The sequence below is a fragment of the Streptomyces diastaticus subsp. diastaticus genome (genome assembly GCF_011170125.1).
GTDB lineage: Bacteria > Actinomycetota > Actinomycetes > Streptomycetales > Streptomycetaceae > Streptomyces > Streptomyces diastaticus.
Genome location: NZ_BLLN01000005.1, coordinates 1925342 through 1945131, shown reverse-complemented (window position 1 = coordinate 1945131; position 19790 = coordinate 1925342). Strand labels below are relative to the sequence as shown.

Here is a 19790-nt window from a genome sequence, read left to right as displayed (position 1 = left end):
GCGCCTCACCCCTCCCGCTCGTCGTCGATGTCCCCCGGGCCGGAGCCCGCCCCCGGGAAGCGGCCGTGCCCCTCGCCCAGCGGCAGCACCGCCCTGACCTCCCACCGGCGCCCGCCACCCGGCCCCGCCTCGCCCACCGGCCCCGCCGAGAAGCCGCCGCCCAGCAACTCCGCCCGCTCCCGCATCCCCACCAGCCCCGCCCCCGACCCCGGTGCCCGCGGCCCGGCGTCCCTTCCGAGCGGCGAGCGGACCCGTACCGTCAACGTCCCCTCCGACCGGTCCAGCACGGCGTCGACCGGTCCGGGGGCGCCGTGCTTGAGCGCGTTGGTCAGCGACTCCTGCACGATCCGGTACGCGGCGAGCCCGACCGGCGCCGGCAGCGGCGGGCCGGCCGGGGGAGGGGTGAAGCGCCGTACGTCCAGGCCGTTGGCGCGGGCCTGTTCCACCAGGGTGCCCAGCCCGTCCAGGGTGGGCGGCACCGAGGGGGCGTCCGGATCGCCCTCGGCGCGCAGCACCTCGATCAGCCGCCGCATCTCGGCCAGGCCGTCGACGCTGTTCTCGCGGATCACCCCGAGCGCCCGCCGGGTGGTGGCCTCGTCGTCCAGGGAGAGCGCCGCCGTGGAGTGGATCGCGATGGCCGAGAGGTGGCCCGCCACCAGGTCGTGCAACTCCCTCGCCATCCGGGCCCGTTCGTCGGTGACCGCCTGCACCCGGTCCATCTCGGCCAGCAGCGCCGTCTGCTCGGCGCGGAGCCGGGCCGCGGCCGCCGCCTCCCGGTGGTTGCGCAGCATCGCCCCGGTGGTCGCCGGGCCGAAGGACACCACGCCGACCACCACGCCGACCAGCAGTGCCTGCGGCTGCCGGAACCAGGCCAGCACGGCCAGCGTCACCGCCACCGTGACCAGGCCGGTCGCGGCGGGCAGCCGCCGGGCGCGGGCGGGCGGGCCGTAGAGCACCGCCGCGTAGACCAGGTCCGTGTACATGATCACGGTCGCCAGCGAGCCCACCGTGAACTGGTCGGCGACCAGCGCGACCGTGCCCACCGCCAGCGCCCACCCCGTCCACGTCCGGCGCAGCAGCTCCGCGCCGGCCGTCGCCGCCAGCGGCAGCAGCGACCAGGCGGCGTCGTTGCCGGCCGGGAGGGTGGGCGCCGCGATCCGGGTGTGCAGGCCGAGCGCCCACAGGAGCAGCCCGCCGAGCAGACCGGCGAGCGCGATCAGCACGTCGTCGCGGTGCGGGCGGGGCGGCAGCGGGACCATGTACCCATCCAACACGGCGCCCGGGCCGTCCGCGCGGACCCGCCGGGCCCTTCCGGCGCCCGCCGCTACATCGAAAGGCGCAGGCCCGGATCGTCTGCCGCGACGACGCCCCGCCTCCGCCCGCGCCCGAGGATGGAAGGGCAGAACGGGCCGCTCCGCCGTCCGGCCCGCCCGCCGAAGCCCCAGGGAGCCCACCGTGATCGTCACGCTCATCGTCCTGTGCGAGGTGGGCTTCTGGGTCCTCCTCGCCGCCGGACTCGGCCTGCGCTACCTGGCGAAGATGCCCCGCACCGGCGCCGCCGTGCTGCTCTGCGAACCGCTGCTGGAGGTCGTCCTCCTCGTCGTCACCGTGCTCGACCTGCGCGCGGGCGCGGCCCCCGACTGGAAGCACGGCCTGGCGGCGCTCTACATCGGCTACACCCTCGCCTTCGGCCACTACACCGTCCGCTGGCTCGACGGCCACGCCCGCCACCGCCTCGGCGGCGGCCCGCCGCCCGTCAAGCCGCCCCGCTTCGGCGCTGCCCGCGCCCGCCACGAGGTGAGGCTCTGGCTGCGCACCGTGGCCGGCGCCGCCGTCGCCGCCGCCCTGCTCCAGGCCGGCGTCTGGTACGTCGGCGACCCCGGACGCACCGCCTCCCTCACCTCCTGGCAGGCGGTGGCCGGGCGAGTGGTCCTCATCCACGGGCTGATCGCGCTGTCGTACGTGCTGTGGCCGAAGAAGCCGAAGCGCGGGGCCGACGGGGGCGGGGTGCAGGGGCCCGCCGCCCCGGCGGACGCCGAGGACGCCGGCCGGCAGGTGGTGGCCGCACGTCCCGCACGGCGCCCGGAACGCACTCTCGCCGCACCGGCCGAAGGCCCGAGCAGCTCCGCCACGACGACCTTCCTCCGGCACGCCGGGAGCAGTCGCCGGCCACCGCGGACACCGCACGGGACGTGAAGACGGCCCCCAGCCGGCCAAAGGCCCCGCTCCCGGCTCGGACCTGGCGCCCCCTCAGCGCTCCCCGCCCGGCACCCACAGCACGTCGCCGACCTCCTTGTTGGCCACCCGGGCCAGGATGAAGAGGAGGTCGGAGAGGCGGTTGAGGTAGGTGGCGGCGAGCGGGTTCATCGTGTCGCCGAAGACCTCGGCCGCCGCCCACGTCGAGCGCTCGGCGCGCCGCACCACGGTGCACGCCTGGTGGAGCAGGGCCGCGCCCGGAGTGCCGCCCGGCAGGATGAACGACCGCAGCTTCTCGACCTGTTCGAGGTAGGTGTCGCAGTCGGCCTCCAGCTTGTCGATGTACGACTGCTCCACCCGCAGCGGCGGGTACTCCGGGTCCTCGACCACCGGCGTGGAGAGGTCCGCGCCCACGTCGAACAGGTCGTTCTGGACCCGCAGCAGGACCTTGGCGATGTCCTCGGGCAGATCGCCGAGGGCCAGGGCCGTGCCGATGGCGGCGTTGGCCTCGTTGGCGTCGGCGTAGGCGGCGATGCGCGGATCGGTCTTGGCGGTGCGGCTCATGTCGCCGAGGGCGGTGGTGCCCTTGTCCCCGGTGCGCGTGTAGATGCGTGTCAGATTGACCATGCGGCCAGCGTAATGACGCCGTCCCGCCGGCGGGCGGCACGCCGTGCCCGGTCCGTCCCCCGCCCGTGTGATGTCCGCCCCTTGAGACGTGATGCGCGTTACCAACCGCCCCACGGGCGGCCCCGGACCGCTACTCTCCGCCGAAGAGACAGAGGCAAACAGTGCGTTAGGGGATGTCGTGGCACGCAAGCTCGCCGTCATCGGAGCCGGACTCATGGGTTCGGGAATCGCTCAGGTCTCCGCCCAGGCGGGCTGGGAGGTCGTCCTGCGCGACGTCACCGACGCTGCCCTGACCCGGGGGACGGACGGCATCAAGTCCTCCTTCGACCGGTTCGTCGCCAAGGGCAAGCTCTCCGCTGAGGACGCCGAGGCCGCGCTCGGCCGGATCACCACCACCACCGACCTCGAAGGCGCCGCCGACGCCGACATCGTGGTCGAGGCGGTCTTCGAACAACTCGACGTCAAGCACGAGATCTTCCGCGCCCTCGACAAGCTGGTCCGCGAGGACGCGGTGCTCGCCTCGAACACCTCCGCCATCCCGATCACCAAGATCGCCGCCGTCACCGAGCGGCCGGAGCGCGTCGTCGGTACGCACTTCTTCTCGCCGGTGCCGATGATGCAGCTCTGCGAACTGGTCCGCGGCTACAAGACCAGCGACGAAACCCTCGCCAGGGCCCGGGAGTTCGCCGAGTCCACCGGCAAGACCTGCATCGTCGTCAACCGCGACGTGGCCGGCTTCGTCACCACCCGGCTGATCTCCGCCCTGGTCGTCGAGGCCGCCAAGCTCTACGAGTCGGGCGTCGCCACCGCCGAGGACATCGACATCGCCTGCAAGCTGGGCTTCGGCCACGCCATGGGACCGCTCACCACCGCGGACCTGACCGGCGTCGACATCCTGCTGCACGCCACCCAGAACATCTACACGGAGTCCCAGGACGAGAAGTTCGCGCCGCCGGAGCTGATGCGCCGCATGGTCGACGCCGGTGACCTCGGCCGCAAGAGCGGCGAGGGCTTCTACTCGTACTGACTCCGCCGGGCCCGCGCCTCGGCGGCGCGGGCCCGCCCGCACCGCCGCGGGAGCGCCCCCGCGCCCACCCAGGGCGATGCCCGCCACCGCACGGACGGGGCACCCTCGCACCTGGGTTCCGCCGGACCGGCCACGGCGGCGCACCGCCCTCACCCCCACGGGTGAATTCGGTATCGGTTCGCTCACAGGCGGCAACTTCTGTGTGCATGAGCCAGTCAGTTGCAGTGACATACGCAGTGACACCACACCACCCACCCGGGGCGGCACCCGGCTCCGGAGGCCCACCCGGCTCCCCGGAGTCCGCCGGACCCTTCGCCACCCCGGGGCACCGGCGGCCCTGACCGAGCCGCCCGCGGAGCCGGTCTCCGCAGCCGACGCCAGCGATCCCGGGGAGCGCATATGTACATCAGGGGCGACCACGCCGAGCTGGTCGTCGGGGGCCGCCTCGACGTCCGCAGCGCGGCGGACGCCCGGACGGTCCTGCACGGCGCCGTGGACGACGGCGCGGGGGACCTCGTCCTCGACCTCGCCGCCCTCGACTCCTGGGACGCGACCGGGCTCGGCGTCATCATGGGCGCCCACCGCCGCGCAGGCCGCTGCGGACGCCGCCTGGTCCTGCGCTCCGTACCGCCGCAGATGCAACGACTCCTGGTCGCCACCCGCCTGCACCGCATCCTCGCCATCGAGGGCGGCATCGGCCTCGACTCCCTGCCCCGTGCCTGAGCGACGGCGGGGGAGCGGCACCAGGGGCGAGGGGGCACGCGCGTAGGGGGGAGCCGAACCGGAGGTGGCCAATCCGGGCGTTCCCGAGGGATCAGCGCACAATCCTCATGAGACCGTGACCTCCCGGGCCCCGGCCCACCCCGCCTGTTCCTGGATACTGGCCGAAGGCTTATGGTTCGGTCCCGTCCGCTGTCCTCACGTCCGGTGCCCCACGTCTCCGGGCGGCAGCGGAGAACCCGGCGCGCCGCACCGGCCTGGGGCCGCGGCACCCGCTCCCCGGACCGGAGGGTGAGCGGCCGGGAACGCGGTACGGCACGACGCTATGGGGGCTTCAGCCATGGACCCGAACCACCGGGACCCGCACCAGCGGGACGGCGGCGACCCGCACCGCATACCCGGCGACCCGCAGCCGGCCCCCGCCGAGCGGCGGCCCCGCCCGCCGCACGGCCCCGACCTCGGCCAGCCCGTTCCGCCCCGGGTCCGCACCGTCGAACTCGTCGCGGGCGGCCATCTCGTCACCGTCAACCCGGTCGACGGCAGCGAGATCGAGGTCTGCCCGCCCGGCCGCCACCCGAGCCCGCCGGTCCGCCGGACCCCCGACGACCGCGCCGCGCTCGCCGCCGCCGGCCGGCCGCCGGCCCCGCCCGGCGTCCCCCGCACCCACCACCGGCTGCTGGAACGCGACCGCGAACGCGACACCCTCGTCTCGCTCCTCGCCCAGGGCCGTTCCGTCCGCCTCACCGGCACCCGCGGCTCCGGCCGCACCGTGCTGCTGGACGCCGTGGCGGCCCGCTGCGAAGGGCTCGCCCCGGACGGCGTGGTCCGCCTCGACGGCCACCACCGCAGCGCCGACGAACTGCTGCACGCCCTGTGCGCCACCGTCCACCTGCTGCCCGCGCACCGCCCCGGCCCCGCCCTGCTCGCCGAACTCGCCGGTGAGATCGGCGCGGTGGTCCTCATCGACGACGCGGACCTCGGCGGCGCCGCCCTCGACGCCTTCCTCGCCGCGACCCCCGAGTGCGCCGTCCTGCTCGCCTGCACCCCCGACGCGCCCGCGCCCGGCGAGGCCCACGTCGAAGAGGTCGCCCTCGACGGCATCGGCCGCTCCGGCGGACTGTCCCTGCTCGCCCAGGGAGCGGGCCGGGCGCTCAGCGAGGACGAGGTGTCCTGGGCGGGCGACCTCTGGTTCGAGTCCGAGGGGCTGCCGCTGCGGTTCGTCCAGGCCGGCGCCCTGCTCCACCAGCGCGACCTGATCCGCGAGGAGTCCGGCTCCGCCGACGCGCCGCTGCCCACCGTCGCCGAGGGCGCCGCCCCCGCCGCCCTCCTCGCCTCCCGGCTCAGCGAGGCGGCCCGCGAGACCCTCGGTTTCGCCTACGCGCTCGGCGGCGAGGTCCCGCACCAGGCCCACCTGCCCGCCCTGATCGGCGACACCCACGCCGACGCCGCCCTCACCGAACTCCTCGACTGCGGCCTGGTCACGCCGGTCGGCAACCGCTACCGCCTCGCCGCGGGCGTCACCGAGCAGCTCGCCGCCGAGGGGTACGCCGACGAGGGCGAGCGGGCCCACACCGCCGCCCAGCACTACACCTGGTGGACCGGCCACCCCTCGGTCACCCCCGAGCGGGCCGCCGCCGAGTCCGGCGCGGTCCTCGCCGCGCTCACCGCCCTCGTCGGCGGCCAGGACCCGGCGCGGCAGGCCACCGCCGTGCTGCTCGCCCGCACCGTCGCCCCCGCCCTCGCCGCCGGACTCGCCTGGGGTGCCTGGGAGCGGGTGCTGCGCGCCGGCCAGGAGGCCGCCCGTCTCTGCGGCGAGGTCGCCGAGGAGGCGTACTTCCACCACGAGCTGGGCGTCCTCGCGCTCTGCCGGAACCGCCTCGACCGGGCCCGCGCCGAGCTGGAGGCCGCCGTGGCGCTGCGCGGCGCCCTCGCCGACAAGCGCGGCACCGTCGCGGGCCGCCGCGCCCTCGCGCTGGTCGCCGACCGCTCCGGGGCGACGGTGCCGGTGACACGCGCCACCCCGGCCCCCGACGGGCCGCCCGTCCCCCCGCGCCGCGACGCCCCGGCGACCCTGCCGGCCGGAATGCCCAGGCCGACGCCGCCCGCCGGGGTGACCCTGGTGCAGCGTCCGGGCCCGCCCGCCGGCCGGAGCGGCACCGAGGACACCGTCGTGGCCGCCACGGACGGCAGGCCGGGCCGGGCCGCCCTCACCGGCGCCCGGCGCAACCTGGTCGCCGCCGGAGCGGGTGCCCTGCTCGTCGCCGTCCTCGGCACCGTCGTCACCCTCGGCGCCATCAACGGCGACGACGAGGAGCCCGCCTCCGTCGACCGGGTCACCACCGAGCAGACCGTGCCCGAGGAGGAGGCCGTCGACGACACGGACGCCGAGCAGCCCGCCGACGCCCCGCCCAGCACCGACCCGGGCGAGGACGGCGTCACCGGCACCCCCGACGACCCGACGCCCAGCGACAGCGCCTCGCCCTCCGGAACCGGCTCGGAGGAGCCGAGCAGCTCGCCCAGCGACCGCCCGACCACCTCCCCGTCGGGGAAGCCGACCACCAAGTCGCCCTCCCCGCCGCCGTCTTCCAGCAGGCCGCCGAGCAGCCCGCCCCCGTCCACCGAGGACCCGGAGCCCAGCGACCCGCCCCCGTCCAGCGACGACCCGGACCCCGAGCCCCCGGACCCCGGGACGGACCATTCGGCCAGCGGCCCGGCCCCCGAACCGGCCCCTGGCCAGATCTCGTAGCACCCGCACGCGGAACGCCCCCGGCCGGGGAGCCGGGGGCGTTCTGGCGGCCTGCCGCCCGCACGTCATGGCGCGGCCGTGCCTGTTCCGCCGGCCCGCACCGCCGGCAGGCCCGCGGTTTGAGCCAAAGGGGCACGTCGCCGGCGAGCCGTCCCTCGCGCGTGGCGCGCGAAGCGGGTGAGCGCGACGGAGGGCCCACCCACCGCCGGCGCCGCGGCGGCGAAAGCCGCCTGAAGCGGTCAGAACAGGCGCAGCTTGTCGTCCTCGATGCCGCGCAGGGCCTCGTAGTCCAGGACCGTGCAGCCGATGCCGCGGTCGGTGGCGAGGACGCGGGCCTGCGGCTTGATCTCCTGGGCGGCGAAGACGCCGCGTACGGGGGCGAGGTGCGGGTCGCGGTTGAGGAGTTCCAGGTAGCGGGTCAGCTGCTCCACCCCGTCGATCTCGCCGCGCCGCTTGATCTCGACGGCGACCGTCGCGCCGGAGGCGTCCCGGCAGAGGATGTCGACGGGCCCGATCGCGGTCGGGTACTCGCGCCGGATCAGCGTGTACCCGTCGCCGAGGGTCTCGATCCGGTCCGCCAGCAGCTCCTGGAGGTGCGCCTCCACCCCGTCCTTGATGAGGCCCGGGTCCACGCCGAGTTCGTGTGAGGAGTCGTGCAGGACCTCCTCCATGGTGATGACGAGTTTCTCCCCGCCTTTGTTCACCACCGTCCAGACGTCCCCGTCGCCCTCCTTGAGGGTGCACGGCGGCGACATCCAGTTGAGCGGTTTGTACGCCCGGTCGTCCGCATGGATCGAGACACTGCCGTCGGCCTTCACGAGGATGAGGCGAGGGGCGGAGGGGAGGTGGGCCGTGAGCCTGCCCGCGTAGTCCACGGAGCAGCGGGCGATGACGAGACGCATGGTCGGCAACGCTACTCGACGGGCGGCACCGGACGCGATTCGCCCGGGAAGCCCCGTTCATCGCTGGCCGGTTGTGTGTGCATTCTCCTGGTGCGGGCCGGTCTCCTTGCATAACGTGGCAGCGGGAGGTTGCCATGCGTGCACGCTGCGTGTGCGCGAACTCCAGCCCCGTCCGTCAGCCCCCGTCAGACGGGGGTGCGAGAGGAGAACCCATGTCGCTCGACGTCTCACCGGCCCTCTTGGAACAGGCCGAGCGAGGCGAGGTCGACGAAGCCGCCTTCGTCGACTGCGTCCGGACCTCCCTGCCCTACGCATGGGACATGATCAGCAAGCTCGTCGCCCAGCTGAAGGTCGACGGCGGCGATTTCGCCGACAACCAGACGCCGCCGCCCGACGAGCAGGCCCGCGGCCAGTTGCTGCGCGCCCTGGCCAGCGACGCCATCCGGGGGGCGCTCCAGCGTCACTTCGGGGTCCGCCTGGCATTCCAGAACTGCCACCGTGTGGCGGTCTTCCCGCTCTCCTCCGACTCCGACGAGCGGCACACCCGCTTCACCTCGATCCGGGGCCAGTTGCTCAACCAGTCGCCGGAGCTCAGGGACTGCTGAGTTCCCGGCCGCCGGCGCCTTCGGCGTGCCGACGGGCGTGACGCGCACCCGCCGTGCGGCGGCCCCCACCGGGGGCCGCCGCACGGCGGGTTCAGCGCAGCAGCGGCAGCACGTCCCGGCCGAGGCGGTGGATGTTCTCCTCGGTCCCGGCCAGGTCGCCCGACCCCTCCACCAGCAGCGCGAACCGGTCGATCCCGGTCGCCTCGGCGGTCGCCGCCAGCCGGTCCGCGCACATCCGGGGCGGACCCACCGGATGGATGGAGCAGAGGAACTCGGTGTACGCCACCGGGTCGCGCATCGCCCGCGCCCGCCCGTCGACGGTGACATGGGCGCCCAGCCCCAGCTCGAACCAGCCCGGCATCGCCTTCACCAGCGTCTCGGCCGCCCGCCCGGCGCCGTCCTCGACCTGGGCGACGCCCGCCGAGACGTGCGCCGCCCCGGCGATCTCGTCGCCGCCGCGCCCCGCCTCGCGGGCGTGCCGCCGCCACAGGGCCACCATCTCGGCCTTCTCGGCGTCCCCGGTGTGCATGCCCAGCAGCATCGGCAGCCCCCGCTCGGCGGCGAGCCGCACGCTCGACGGCGAGGTGCAGGCGACCACCACCTCGGGGCCCGGCAGCCCGTCCAGGGACTCCGCCGGGCGCGGCACCACCGCCACCTCCCGGAAGGCGTACCGCCCGCCCTCGGCCGAGGCACCCACCCGGGGCTCGCGCAACCAGCGCAGCAGCAGGTCCAGCGCCTCGGGGAACCCTTCCTCGAAGGCCGCCAGACCCGCGCCGAAGACCTCCAGGTCCACCCAGGGGCCGCCACGGCCGACACCCAGGGTGAACCGGCCGCCCGCGGCCAGGTGGAGCAGGGCCGCCTGCTCGCCCAGCGAGACGGGGTGGGTGGTGGGCAGCACGCTGACGGCGGTGCCCACCCGCACGCGCCGGGTCCGGCCCAGCAGCAGCGCGGCGAGGGTGGTGGCCGAGGGGCAGGTGCCGTACGGCACGAAGTGGTGCTCGCCCAGCCAGACGGTGTCGAGGCCCGACTCCTCGGCGGCCTCGGCCGAGCGCACGGCACGGTGCAGCGCCTCGCCCTGGCCCTGGCCCGGGAACTGACCACCGAGTACAAAACTTCCCACGTGCATGACGCATCCTGCTTCCTTGGTGCCCGACACGGCACTCCCCCCTGCCTGGCAACAACGCCTGACACGTGCCAAAGGCACGGCCTGGCAAGAGGATTGGCGGATTATGGGGATTTCCCGGAGGTGCGGTCGGCGCACGGAAGGGGCGGGAAAGGGCCTGAAGGGGGCGTGCGGCGCTCCGACGGGCGCCTGCCGTGAACGAGCGGCGCGTACTCTGGCGGGGACGCCGTGACCGCCGTACAGCAGATCGTGAGGTGCCCCGTGTCCCCGCGCAAGAACCGCCCCAAGCCCGCCCGCGCCACCGGCAGGCGGGCCGGCGGCGACGACGAACCGGGCGAGCGGTACGGCTTCCAGTCGGCCGAGAGCTGGCGTGGCGAGCAGTGGTCGGTCCGGCACGTCTCCGGCTCCGGCCCCGCCTCCGCCGCGGGCAAGCGCTACCGCTGCCCCGGCTGCGACCAGGAGCTCCCCGCCGGGCTGCCGCACGTCGTGGCCTGGCCCGAGCACTCCGGCGTCGACGAGCGCCGCCACTGGCACAAGGCCTGCTGGAACGCGAAGGACCGCCGCACCACGAGGGTGCAGCGGTCCCGGAACGCCCCGCGCCACTGACCGGCGCGGCTCACACGGCTCACACGTCGCGCTTCTCCAGCAGGGCGAAGGCGCCGCCCATCGCCACCACCGTCAGACCCAGCAGGGCGAGAAGCTGCGGGACGCCGTGCGAGGCGCTGTCGTACATGGGCAGGCCGAAAAGGGCGGAGAGCGCGTTCGGGGCGTTGTACGCCAGCATCACCTCGCCGACACCGCGCAGGGAGTCGGACATCATCAGGAAGGCCGGCATGATCGCCGGGACCAGCACCAGGCCGAGCATGACGGTGATCGCCCCCGCCGAGTGCCGCAGCATCGAACCGACGGCCAGCCCCAGCACCCCGAGCAGCGAGACGTACAGCGCGCCGGTCAGCGCGGTGGTGCCCCAGTCCTGTCCGGAACCCTCGGGCACCACGTTCATCGCGGCGGTGGCCAGCCCCACCACGGTGATCGACACCACCGAGACCACGTAGGCCAGCGCGAAGAAGACCAGGAACTTGGCGGCCAGCACCCGGTGCCGCTGCGGCGCCGCCGTGAAGGTGGTGCGGATCATCCCCGTGCCGTACTCCGAGGTGACCACCAGCACGCCGAGCGTGGTCAGGCAGACCTGCCCCAGCAACAGCCCGATCAGGGCCGGGACCGTGTACGGCACGTCCGAGAAGTCGCTCCCCGCGGACTTCCACGCCACCAGCAGGCCGATCCCGACCACCAGCGCCACGAAGACACCGAGCGTCCACAGCGTGGAGCGGACGGAGCGGATCTTGGTCCACTCCGAGGCCAGGGCGTGCCCCAGATGGGCGGGGCGCACCGGGATCGGCGAGGTGTACATCGCGCCCGGCAGCGCGCCCGGCTGCGGCGGCTGCTGCTGCGGCTGGGGGGTCGACGTCGTCATCGCGGATCCTCGGTGTCGCTCTTGCTCAGTTCGGGGGCGGGGGGCACCGTCGGCAACGGTGCCCCGGCAGGCCGGGCGTCCGGGTCCGTGCGGGCCGGCTCCTGGCGCGGCGGCGGGGGCGCGTACCAGCCGGGCTGGCCCGCCCCCGGCTGCGGCGCCGCGACCGGAACGCCGCCCTCCGTCGCGACCTCGCGCAGCCCGGTCCGCTGGTCGTCGGTCGAGCGGTAGTCGACAGCCCCCTGCGTCAGCCGCATGTACGCCTCCTCCAGCGAGGCCTGGTGCGGCGAGAGCTCCCACAGCCGCACCCCCGCCCCGTGGGCCACGTCGCTGATCCGGGGCAGCGGCAGTCCCGCCACCCGCAGCGCGCCGTCCGGCTCCGGCAGCACCTGGCCGCCCTCCCGCGCCAGCGCCGCCGACAGCTTCTCGCGGGCGCCGGGCTCACGGTCCGGTACGCGGACCCGGGCGAACCCCGCGGCGTTCGCCGCGATGAAGTCGCGCACACTCATGTCGGCCATCAGCCGGCCCCGGCCGATCACGATGAGGTGTTCGGCGGTCAGCGCCATCTCGCTCATCAGGTGCGAGGAGACGAAGACGGTGCGGCCCTCGGCCGCCAGCGACTGCATGAGGTTACGGACCCAGAGGATGCCCTCCGGGTCGAGGCCGTTGACCGGCTCGTCGAAGAGGAGCACCTGCGGGTCGCCGAGGAGCGCCGCCGCGATGCCCAGCCGCTGGCCCATACCGAGGGAGAACCCCTTCGACCGGCGCCGCGCCACGTCCTGGAGCCCCACCACTCCCAGGACCTCGTCGACCCGGCGGGCGGGGATGCCGGAGAGCTGGGCCAGGCAGAGCAGGTGGTTGCGGGCCGAGCGGCCGCCGTGCACGGCCTTCGCGTCGAGCAGGGCGCCGACCTGGCGCGGGGCGTTCGGGACGTGCCGGTAGGGGTGGCCGCCGATGGTGACGTGGCCGCCGGTGGGCTGGTCCAGGCCGACGATCATGCGCATCGTCGTGGACTTGCCGGAGCCGTTCGGGCCCAGGAAGCCGGTCACCGTGCCGGGCCTCACCTGGAAGGAAAGGTCCTGGACGGCGGTCTTCGCGCCGTAGCGCTTCGTCAGGCCGATGGCCTCGATCATGTGCTCCCCGCACCCGTCGACAGCGTTCCGTGCCGGGGTTCGTCCCCGTCAACGTAAGGAGGATAGTCACCGGCGTTCGGTTCCGGCCAAGTGAAAGTTGCCTGCCGGGTGGGGCCGGGGGCCTGAGGCGCCGGCCGGCTGATCGGGGCGGGGCCGGAGCGTTGTGACCCGCGGGGCATGGTGGCCTCAAGCGCCGGCCGGGCTGGAAGGGGCGGCCTCAGGCGTCCCGGTGGCGTAGTAGCGCGTAGCCGATGGCGAGGGCGGCGGCGGCCCAGAGGGCCATGATGCCGAGGCCGCCCCAGGGGCCGTAGGGGGTGTCGTCGTTCAGGGGGGTGACCACCTGCATGATCTTGGAGCCGGCCTGGTCGGGGAGGAAGCGGGCGACCTTCTCGGTGGCCGAGACGGCGCCGAGGACCGAGGAGACGAGGAAGAAGAAGGGGACGAGGATGCCGAGGGAGAGCATGGGGGAGCGGAGCATCGCGGCGACGCCCATCGAGAAGACGGCCATGAGCGTCATGTAGAGGGCGGCCCCCACGACCGCCCTCAGCACGCCGGGGTCGCCGACGGAGGCCGCGAGAGGGCCGAGCAGGGCCTGCCCGAGGAAGAACGTGGCGAACGTCGTCGCCAGGCTCACCAGCAGCGCCAGCGCCGTCGCCACCGCGACCTTGCCGAAGAAGAAGGCGCCGCGTTGCGGCACCGCCGCCAGCGACATCCGGATCATGCCGGTGCTGTACTCGTTCGACACCACCAGCACCCCGAAGACGACCATCGCCAACTGCCCGAGGCTCAGCCCGGCGAAGCTGATGAAGGTCGGGTCGAAGGTCAGCTGGTCGCGCGGGGAGAGGTTGTCGTACTCGCTCCTGGAGAGTGCGCTGATCAGGGCGCCCAGCCCGATCGTCACCACGGCGGCGAGACCGAGCGTCCACACCGTCGACCGGACCGAGCGGATCTTGGTCCACTCGGAACGGACCACCTGGGTCACGGCCATGTCAGCTCCTCCTCCGCTGCTCAGGACCGCCCCAGCCGGCGCCCCACCGGTCCCCGCCCGCTCCGGTCGCGCCGCCCGGCGGCCGGGCCCCGCCGGCCGTCGCACCCGGGTCCCCGTCGTGCGCGTGGTACTCCACCGAACCGGCGGTCAGCTGCATGAACGCCTCCTCCAGCGAAGCCTGCTGCGGGCTCAGCTCGTGCAGCACCAGCCGCTCCCGGCCGGCCAGCTCCCCCAGCTCGGCCGCGGGCACCCCGTCGACCTCCACCACGCCGTCCGGCCCGTCGCCCGCCGCGAACCCCGCCGCGTGCAGCACGTCCAGCAGCCGTTCCCGCTCGGGGGAGCGCATCCGCACGTAACCGCGCGAGTTGTCCCGGATGAAGTCGGCCATCGAGGTGTCGGCCATCAGCCGGCCCTGACCGATGACCACCAGATGTTCGGCGGTCAGCGCCATCTCGCTCATCAGGTGCGAGGAGACGAAGACCGTGCGGCCCTGGTGGGCGAGGGACTTCATCAGGTTCCTGATCCAGTGGATGCCCTCGGGGTCGAGCCCGTTGACCGGCTCGTCGAACATCAGGATGCGCGGGTCGCCGAGGAGCGCCCCCGCGATGCCCAGCCGCTGCCCCATGCCGAGCGAGAACCCCTTGGCCCGCTTCCTCGCCACCGGGGTGAGCCCGACGATGTCCAGCACCTCGGTGACCCGCGAGGCGGGGATGCCGTTGGACTGGGCGAGGCAGAGCAGGTGGTGGTGGGCGGTGCGGCCACCGTGCATCGCCTTGGCGTCGAGGAGCGCCCCGATCTGCCGCAGCGGGTCGTGCAACTCGGCGTAGTGCCGTCCTTCGACGCGTACGTCGCCCGCCGAGGGACGGTCCAGCCCGAGGATCATCCGCATCGTGGTGGACTTCCCCGCGCCGTTCGGCCCGAGGAACCCCGTCACGATGCCCGGGCGCACCGTGAACGTCAGATTGTTGACGGCCACCCTCTCGCCGTACCGCTTCGTCAGCCCCGACAGCTCGATCATGCGTCGAGGCTACGGGCGGCCCGCCCACCGCGCCCGTGGGCTTGGCCCGGTTGCCGCAACCCGGCAGCGCGAAGCCCCCGCCCCGGACGGACCGGGACGGGGGCCAGGACCCGTGCCGCGCCGGAGAGCCGGCGACGGCGCCGGGGTCAGCGGGACTGCTGGGCCGGGACGCCGCGCGAGGCGGAGTCGTCCTCGGCCGCCGGGGCGCCCGCGGCGGCGACGGCCGCGCCCGTGAGCGTGGCCAGCATCTCGCGGACGTTGGTGAGCTGGGCGTTGATCGAGTCGCGGCGGTTGGTGAGCGCCGCCAGCTCGCGCTCGGACTCGCTGCGGATGCGGTCGGCCTTGGCGTTGGCGTCGGCCACGATGTCCTCCGCCTGGCGCTGCGCGGTCTCCACCGTCTGGCGGGCACGGCGCTCGGCGTCGGTGCGCAGCTTCTCGGCCTCCAGGCGCAGCTGCTCCGCCCGGTGCTCGATCTCCGCGAGGCGCTTCTCCGCCTTCGCCTGACGCGAGGCCAGGTCCCGCTCCGACTGCTCGCGGCGCTTGGCGAGGTTGGTCTCGAAGTCGGCGGCGGCCTGCGCGGCCTTGGCGCGGGTCTCCTCGAAGAGGGCGTCCGCCTCCTCGCGCTTGGACTGCGCGTCCTTCTGGGCCTCGGCACGCAGCGCGTTGGCCTCGCCCTTGGCCTTCTCGACGATCCGGACGCCCTCGTCGTCCGCCTTCGCCTTCCGCTCGGTGGCGAACGCCTCCGCGTCGTTACGCACCTGCTGCGCGGCGGACTCCGCCAGCTCGCGGTGCTGCTCGGCGGCGCGACGGGCCTCCTCGCGCAGGTCCTTCGCCTCCTCCTCGGCGAGGCGGAGGATCTTCTCTACCCGGGCGCCCAGACCGGCGTACGACGGCTCGGCGTCGGCCACCTGGGCCTGCGCGTTCTGCGTTTCGAGGTGCAGCTCCTCGATGCGCTTTTCCAGAGCGGTGATGCGGGTGAGGGCGCTGTCACGGTCGGAGACGAGCTTGGAGATGCGTTCGTCCACCTGAGCGCGGTCGTACCCACGCCGCACAAGCTCGAAGCCATAGGGGGAAGTGTCGCTCATGGGGTTCCTGTCGAATGGGACCGGTGAGGTGATAGAGGGAATCCTAGGGGCCAAAGCGGCGTGTCATCGAGCGGATGCCCGTTTGATCTGGAGAATGACACCCCTTTTGGGTGGCTGACGGTAGGAGCCCTTGCCAGATCGGCCCAGAACCGGCCCATTACCGCACCTCCCACGCCGTCGTGTACGAGTTTTCCGCCCCCGTGGCCGGGGACGGCCCCCTGGTGACGCTGTGACCGGGCCCTTGGTCCCGTCGGCCCGTCAGTTCTCGCCCTGTTTGCCACCCGAACGAGAACCGCCCGCCGAGGCACCGGCCTTGACGCTCCCTCCGGAACCGTTCGGAGCGGCCTTGCCGGCCGGCTGGGACTCGAAGCCCTCCAAGGCCTCCAGCACGTCCTGGACGCGGGAGATCTCCTGGTTGATGTCGGCCCGACGGCGCATCAGCACCTCCAGCTCGCGCTGGCCCTCGGCGACGACCCGCTCGGCCTCCTCCTCGGCCTCCCGCTTGACCTGCTCCGCCTCGCGGACCAGCTCGGCCTTCTTCTGCTCGGCCTCCTTGAGCAGCCCCTCGGCCTTGCGCACCGCGGCGATCCGGACCTTGCCGGCCTCCGAACCGGCCTCCGCCAGCAGCTCCTTGGCATCGGCCCGGGCCTTCGCCTCCTGCTCCTCGGCCGCCTTGACCAGCGCGTCGCACCGCTCGCCCGCGGTGCGCATCGCCTCCGAGGACTCGCGGCGGGCCCGGTCGTGCAGTTCCTCGATCTCCGTGGTGACCCGCTCGCGCAGCTCCTCGGCGCGCTCACGGATCGCCGTGGCGTCCCGGCGGGCGCCCACCAGCAGTTCGTCGGCGTCGGTACGGGCCCGCTCCACCAGGCCGTTGCCCTCCACGGTGGCCTCGGCGACGAGCCGCTCGGCCTCCGCGCGGGCCGCGCCCACCATCGAGTCGGCCCGCGCCTCGGCCTCCGTCGTCGCCTTCAGCGCCGCCTGCTGGGCCTCGGTGGTCAGCTTCTCCGCCTCGGCCGCGGTCTCGCTCAGCAGCCGGTCGACCTGCTCGGCCGCCTCCGAGCGCCGCTTGTTGGCGTCGGCCCGCGCCTCGTCCAGCGTCCGGTCCGCCTCGGCGCGCGCCTGTGAGGTCAGCTCCTCGGCCGCCGCCAGCGCCTGCGACTCGACCCGCTCCGCCTCCTCGCGGGCCGAGGCGGCCCGCTCCTCGGCCGCCGCCACCGCGCGCGCCGCCTCGGCCCGCAGCCGCTCCGCCTCGCCGGCGGCCTCGGTCACCGTCCGCTCGGCCTCGGCCCGCGCCTCGGCCCCGAGCCGCTCCGCCTCCTCGGTGGAACGCGCCCCCAGCGACTCGGCCTCCTCGGCCGCCTGGGAGACCAGCCGGTCGGCCTGCTCGGCCGCCTCGGTACGCATCCGGTTGGCGTCCTGACGGGCCTCGGCCCGCGTCTTCGCGGCGTCCGACTCGGCAGAGGCCAGCGCCTCCGACGCCTCCGACCGCAGCCGCTGGGCGTAACTCCCGGCGTCCGCGCGCAGCTTCTCCGACTCCGCCGTCGCCTCGGCGACCGCCGACTCGGCCAGCGAACGCGCCGTCTCCAGCTCCTCGGCCGCCTCCGCGCGCAGCCGTGCCGCGTCCTGGGCGGCCCGCTCGCGCTCCGCGTGCGCGTCGGAACGGACCCGGTCCGCCTCCTCCTGCGCCTCGGTACGGGTGCGCTCCGCGGCGTGCTCCGCCGCCGACCGCAGCCCGGCGATCTCCTCCTGCGCCTGCTCCTGGAGACCCGAGACGGCGTCCCGGACCTGCTGGGCGGTCGCCTCGGCGGCCGACACCAGTTCGCTGGCCCGCCGGTCCGCCTCCTCGACCAGCCGCGCCGCCTCGGCCTCCGCCTCCTCGACCCGCTTGCGCGCCGAGGCCAGCAGCTCCTCGGACTGCTCCCGGGCCCGCTCGCGCTCCTGCCCGGCCTCGGCACGCGCCGACTCCAGCGCCTCCTCGGCCGAACGCCGCCTGCGGGCCGCCTCCTCCTGAGCCCGCTCCAGCGCCTCGGTGGCCTCCGTCTCCGTGCGCTCCGCCGCGCTCGCGGCCTCCGCGCGCAGCTTGTCGGCGGCCTCCTGGGCCTCGGCCTTCAGCCGCTCGGCCTCCTCGGACGCCTCGGCGCGCAGGCGCACCGCGGCCGCCTCGCCCTCGGCGCGGGACGCCGCCGCCTCCTCGGCCGCGGTCGCCGTCAGCGCCTCGGCCTCCTCGACCGCCTGGTCGCTGAGGGTCCGGGCACGCTCGGCCGCCTCCGTGCGGGTGCGCTCCGCCTCCTCGGCGGCCTCCTTGCGGAGCCGGGCCGCCTCGGCGCGTGCCCCGGTCAGCGCCTCCTCGGCCGAGACGACCCGCTGCTCGGCCTCCTCGCGGAGCCGCACCAGTTCGGCGTCGGCCTCCTCGCGACGGGCCCGCACCGCCTCCTCGGTCTCCTCGCGCAGCTCCCGCGCGGCCTGATCGGCCTCCTCGCGGGTCCGGGCGGCGGCCTCCTCGGCCTCCTCGCCCAGCCTGGCCGCCTCCGTGCGGGCCCGCTCCAGCGCCTCGTCGGCCTGCTTGCGCAGCGCGGCCGCCCGCTCCGCCGACTCCGTCCGGGTCCGCTCGCCGTCCGCCTCGCCGGCCTCCCGGGCCTCGGCGGCGTCCTCGCGGGCCCTGGTCAGCAGCTCCTCGGCGGTGCCGGCCGACTCCTCGATCTGCTGGAGGGCCTCGCGGCGCGCCTCGGACCGGATGCGCTCGCCCTCGGCGACCGCCTCGGCACGCAACTGCTCGGCCTCGCCGCGCAGCCGCCGGGCCTCCTCCTGGAGCTCGACGGTCTTGGCGCGGTACTCCTTGGTGTCGTCCTTGGCGGCGCCCTTCAGCTCCTCGGCGAGGTCGTGCGCCTCGGCCCGCAGCCGGTCCGCCTCCGACTCCGCCTCCGAGCGCAGCCGCTCGGCCTCCTCGGAGGCCGACCGCCGGGTCTCCTCCGCGTCCTTCGACGCCTTCTGGAGCACCTCCTCGGCGGTCCTGGCCGCCTTCGCCAGCGCCGCCGCGGAGTCCTCGGCCGCCGCGGCACGGGCCTTCTCGGTCGCCTCCGCACGCGCCTTCTCGGCCTCGGCGACCGCGCGCCGGCGCAGCTCCTCGGCCTCGGCGCGGACCGCCTCGGCCTCCTTGGTGGCCTCCTCGACCAGCCGGGCCACCTGCTCCCGCGCCGTCTTCGTCCGCTGCTCACCGGCGGCCTCGGCGGCCGCCATCCGCTTGGCCGCGGCGGCCTCCGCCTCGGCCACCAGCTTCTCGGAGCGCGAGGTCGCCTCGCGCAGCGCCGCGTCCGCCTCCGACATCCGCTGCTCGGCGGCCCGGGTCAGCTCCGCCGACCGGCGGTGCGCCTGGTCGGTCTCGGTGGCCGTCGAGGTACGCAGCTGCTCGGCGTGGTCGGTGGCCTCCTGCGCCTGCTGGGAGGCGGCGTTCAGCATCCGCTCCGCGTCGGCGCGGGCCCGGCGCAGCAGTGCCTCCGCCTCCGCCCGGGCGTTCTCCGCCTCCTCACCGAGCCGCCGGCGGGCCTCCTCGGTGAGCCGCTGGGCCTCGGCGCGGGCCGCCGCGAGGGACTGCTCCGCCTGCGCGCGGGACTCGTCCAGCAGCCGCTGGGCCTGTGACTCGGAACGGGCCCGCAACTGCTCGGCCCAGGCGACGTTCTCGTTGACGTGGGACTCGACGGTGGCGCGGCGCTCGGCCAGCTCCTGGTCGAGCTGCTGGCGCCGGTTGACCGCCTCGGTGTGCAGCTCCGCCTGGAGGCGGGCCTGCTGCTCGGCGTGCTCCTGGAGGATGCGCTGGGTCTGGGAGCGGACCTCGCGCAGCTCGCGCTCGGCGTCGCCGCGCATCTGGTCGGCCTGGGCCTGGGCGTTCCGCAGCATCTGCTCGGCCTGGTAGCCGAGGTCCGCGGTGTCGTAGGAGTGGGGACGCGTCGCCAGCGCCCGTCGGGCCTCGTGCAGCTTGGCACGCAGAACCTCGACCTGGTAGCCGAGGTCCTCGGCGTGCTGAACGGCCTTCTCCCGGTCGGTCTTCAGCCGGTCCATCTCGGCTTCGAACCGAGAGAGGTGGTCGTCAGCTCGGTGGCGCTCCTGGCCTTCGTAGCCCCGCACTGCGCGGTCCCATCCGTCCCCTGGTCG

General features: G+C 74.9%; 16 protein-coding genes. 6 read left to right on the top strand and 10 right to left on the bottom strand.

Annotation, left to right across the window (positions count from 1 at the left end; genetic code table 11):
- Window positions 1-5 precede the first annotated feature (5 nt).
- Window positions 6-1259 carry a sensor histidine kinase gene (locus Sdia_RS25760; protein ID WP_115068054.1) on the bottom strand — a complete coding sequence of 418 codons (1254 nt, stop codon included), beginning with the start codon at window positions 1257-1259 and terminating at the stop codon, window positions 6-8.
- A gap of 196 nt (window positions 1260-1455) precedes the next feature.
- On the opposite strand from Sdia_RS25760, the gene Sdia_RS25755 reads away from it, so the two are divergent.
- Entirely contained in the window at window positions 1456-2196 is a 741-nt protein-coding gene (locus Sdia_RS25755) for a hypothetical protein (protein WP_229830082.1), read from the top strand.
- Window positions 2197-2250: 54 nt separating this feature from the next.
- Here Sdia_RS25755 and Sdia_RS25750 read toward each other — a convergent pair whose 3' ends face one another.
- Window positions 2251-2823: a cob(I)yrinic acid a,c-diamide adenosyltransferase gene (locus tag Sdia_RS25750; RefSeq protein ID WP_095711964.1), complete on the bottom strand. Its 573-nt coding sequence runs from the start codon at window positions 2821-2823 to the stop codon at window positions 2251-2253.
- A gap of 178 nt (window positions 2824-3001) precedes the next feature.
- Between Sdia_RS25750 and Sdia_RS25745 the strand changes: the two genes are divergently transcribed.
- The 3 genes from Sdia_RS25745 (at window position 3002) to Sdia_RS25735 (ending at window position 7316) form a co-directional block, all read left to right on the top strand.
- Complete coding sequence (locus Sdia_RS25745; protein ID WP_100454926.1) at window positions 3002-3850, top strand: 3-hydroxyacyl-CoA dehydrogenase family protein; 849 nt, start codon at window positions 3002-3004, stop codon at window positions 3848-3850.
- Window positions 3851-4249: 399 nt separating this feature from the next.
- A complete protein-coding gene (locus Sdia_RS25740; RefSeq protein ID WP_100454928.1) occupies window positions 4250-4573 on the top strand; it encodes an STAS domain-containing protein in 324 nt (107 codons plus the stop codon).
- 337 nt (window positions 4574-4910) lie between these two features.
- Window positions 4911-7316 carry a P-loop NTPase family protein gene (locus Sdia_RS25735; RefSeq protein ID WP_115068055.1) on the top strand — a complete coding sequence of 802 codons (2406 nt, stop codon included), beginning with the start codon at window positions 4911-4913 and terminating at the stop codon, window positions 7314-7316.
- Between the two features lie 239 nt (window positions 7317-7555).
- On the opposite strand, the gene nucS is transcribed toward Sdia_RS25735, so the two are convergent.
- The gene (gene nucS, locus Sdia_RS25730) at window positions 7556-8218 is read right to left on the bottom strand and encodes an endonuclease NucS (protein ID WP_181843961.1); all 663 of its coding nucleotides are present in this window, start codon (window positions 8216-8218) and stop codon (window positions 7556-7558) included.
- A 212-nt stretch (window positions 8219-8430) separates the two neighbouring features.
- Between nucS and Sdia_RS25725 the strand changes: the two genes are divergently transcribed.
- The gene (locus tag Sdia_RS25725) at window positions 8431-8823 is read left to right on the top strand and encodes an SCO5389 family protein (RefSeq protein ID WP_100454936.1); all 393 of its coding nucleotides are present in this window, start codon (window positions 8431-8433) and stop codon (window positions 8821-8823) included.
- Window positions 8824-8914: 91 nt separating this feature from the next.
- Here Sdia_RS25725 and Sdia_RS25720 read toward each other — a convergent pair whose 3' ends face one another.
- On the bottom strand, window positions 8915-9949 hold the full coding sequence (locus tag Sdia_RS25720) for an LLM class flavin-dependent oxidoreductase (protein WP_100454938.1): 1035 nt from the start codon (window positions 9947-9949) through the stop codon (window positions 8915-8917).
- Window positions 9950-10207: 258 nt separating this feature from the next.
- On the opposite strand from Sdia_RS25720, the gene Sdia_RS25715 reads away from it, so the two are divergent.
- A complete protein-coding gene (locus tag Sdia_RS25715; RefSeq protein ID WP_100454940.1) occupies window positions 10208-10552 on the top strand; it encodes an Rv1322 family protein in 345 nt (114 codons plus the stop codon).
- 19 nt (window positions 10553-10571) lie between these two features.
- Here the strand turns inward: Sdia_RS25715 and Sdia_RS25710 are convergent, their stop codons facing one another.
- The 6 genes from Sdia_RS25710 to scy form a co-directional block, all read right to left on the bottom strand.
- Window positions 10572-11420, bottom strand: coding sequence for an ABC transporter permease (locus Sdia_RS25710; RefSeq protein WP_189499768.1), 849 nt, complete (start codon window positions 11418-11420; stop codon window positions 10572-10574).
- Entirely contained in the window at window positions 11417-12550 is a 1134-nt protein-coding gene (locus Sdia_RS25705; RefSeq protein ID WP_189499767.1) for an ABC transporter ATP-binding protein, read from the bottom strand. The genes Sdia_RS25710 and Sdia_RS25705 overlap by 4 nt, the downstream gene beginning before the upstream one ends.
- Before the next feature lie 217 nt (window positions 12551-12767).
- The gene (locus tag Sdia_RS25700) at window positions 12768-13538 is read right to left on the bottom strand and encodes an ABC transporter permease (protein ID WP_115068057.1); all 771 of its coding nucleotides are present in this window, start codon (window positions 13536-13538) and stop codon (window positions 12768-12770) included.
- A 1-nt stretch (window position 13539) separates the two neighbouring features.
- A complete protein-coding gene (locus Sdia_RS25695) occupies window positions 13540-14556 on the bottom strand; it encodes an ATP-binding cassette domain-containing protein (RefSeq protein WP_115068058.1) in 1017 nt (338 codons plus the stop codon).
- Window positions 14557-14702: 146 nt separating this feature from the next.
- Entirely contained in the window at window positions 14703-15641 is a 939-nt protein-coding gene (locus Sdia_RS25690; RefSeq protein WP_100454952.1) for a coiled-coil domain-containing protein, read from the bottom strand.
- A gap of 258 nt (window positions 15642-15899) precedes the next feature.
- On the bottom strand, window positions 15900-19763 hold the full coding sequence (gene scy / locus Sdia_RS25685; protein ID WP_185393421.1) for a polarized growth protein Scy: 3864 nt from the start codon (window positions 19761-19763) through the stop codon (window positions 15900-15902).
- Between the last annotated feature and the right edge of the window lie 27 nt (window positions 19764-19790).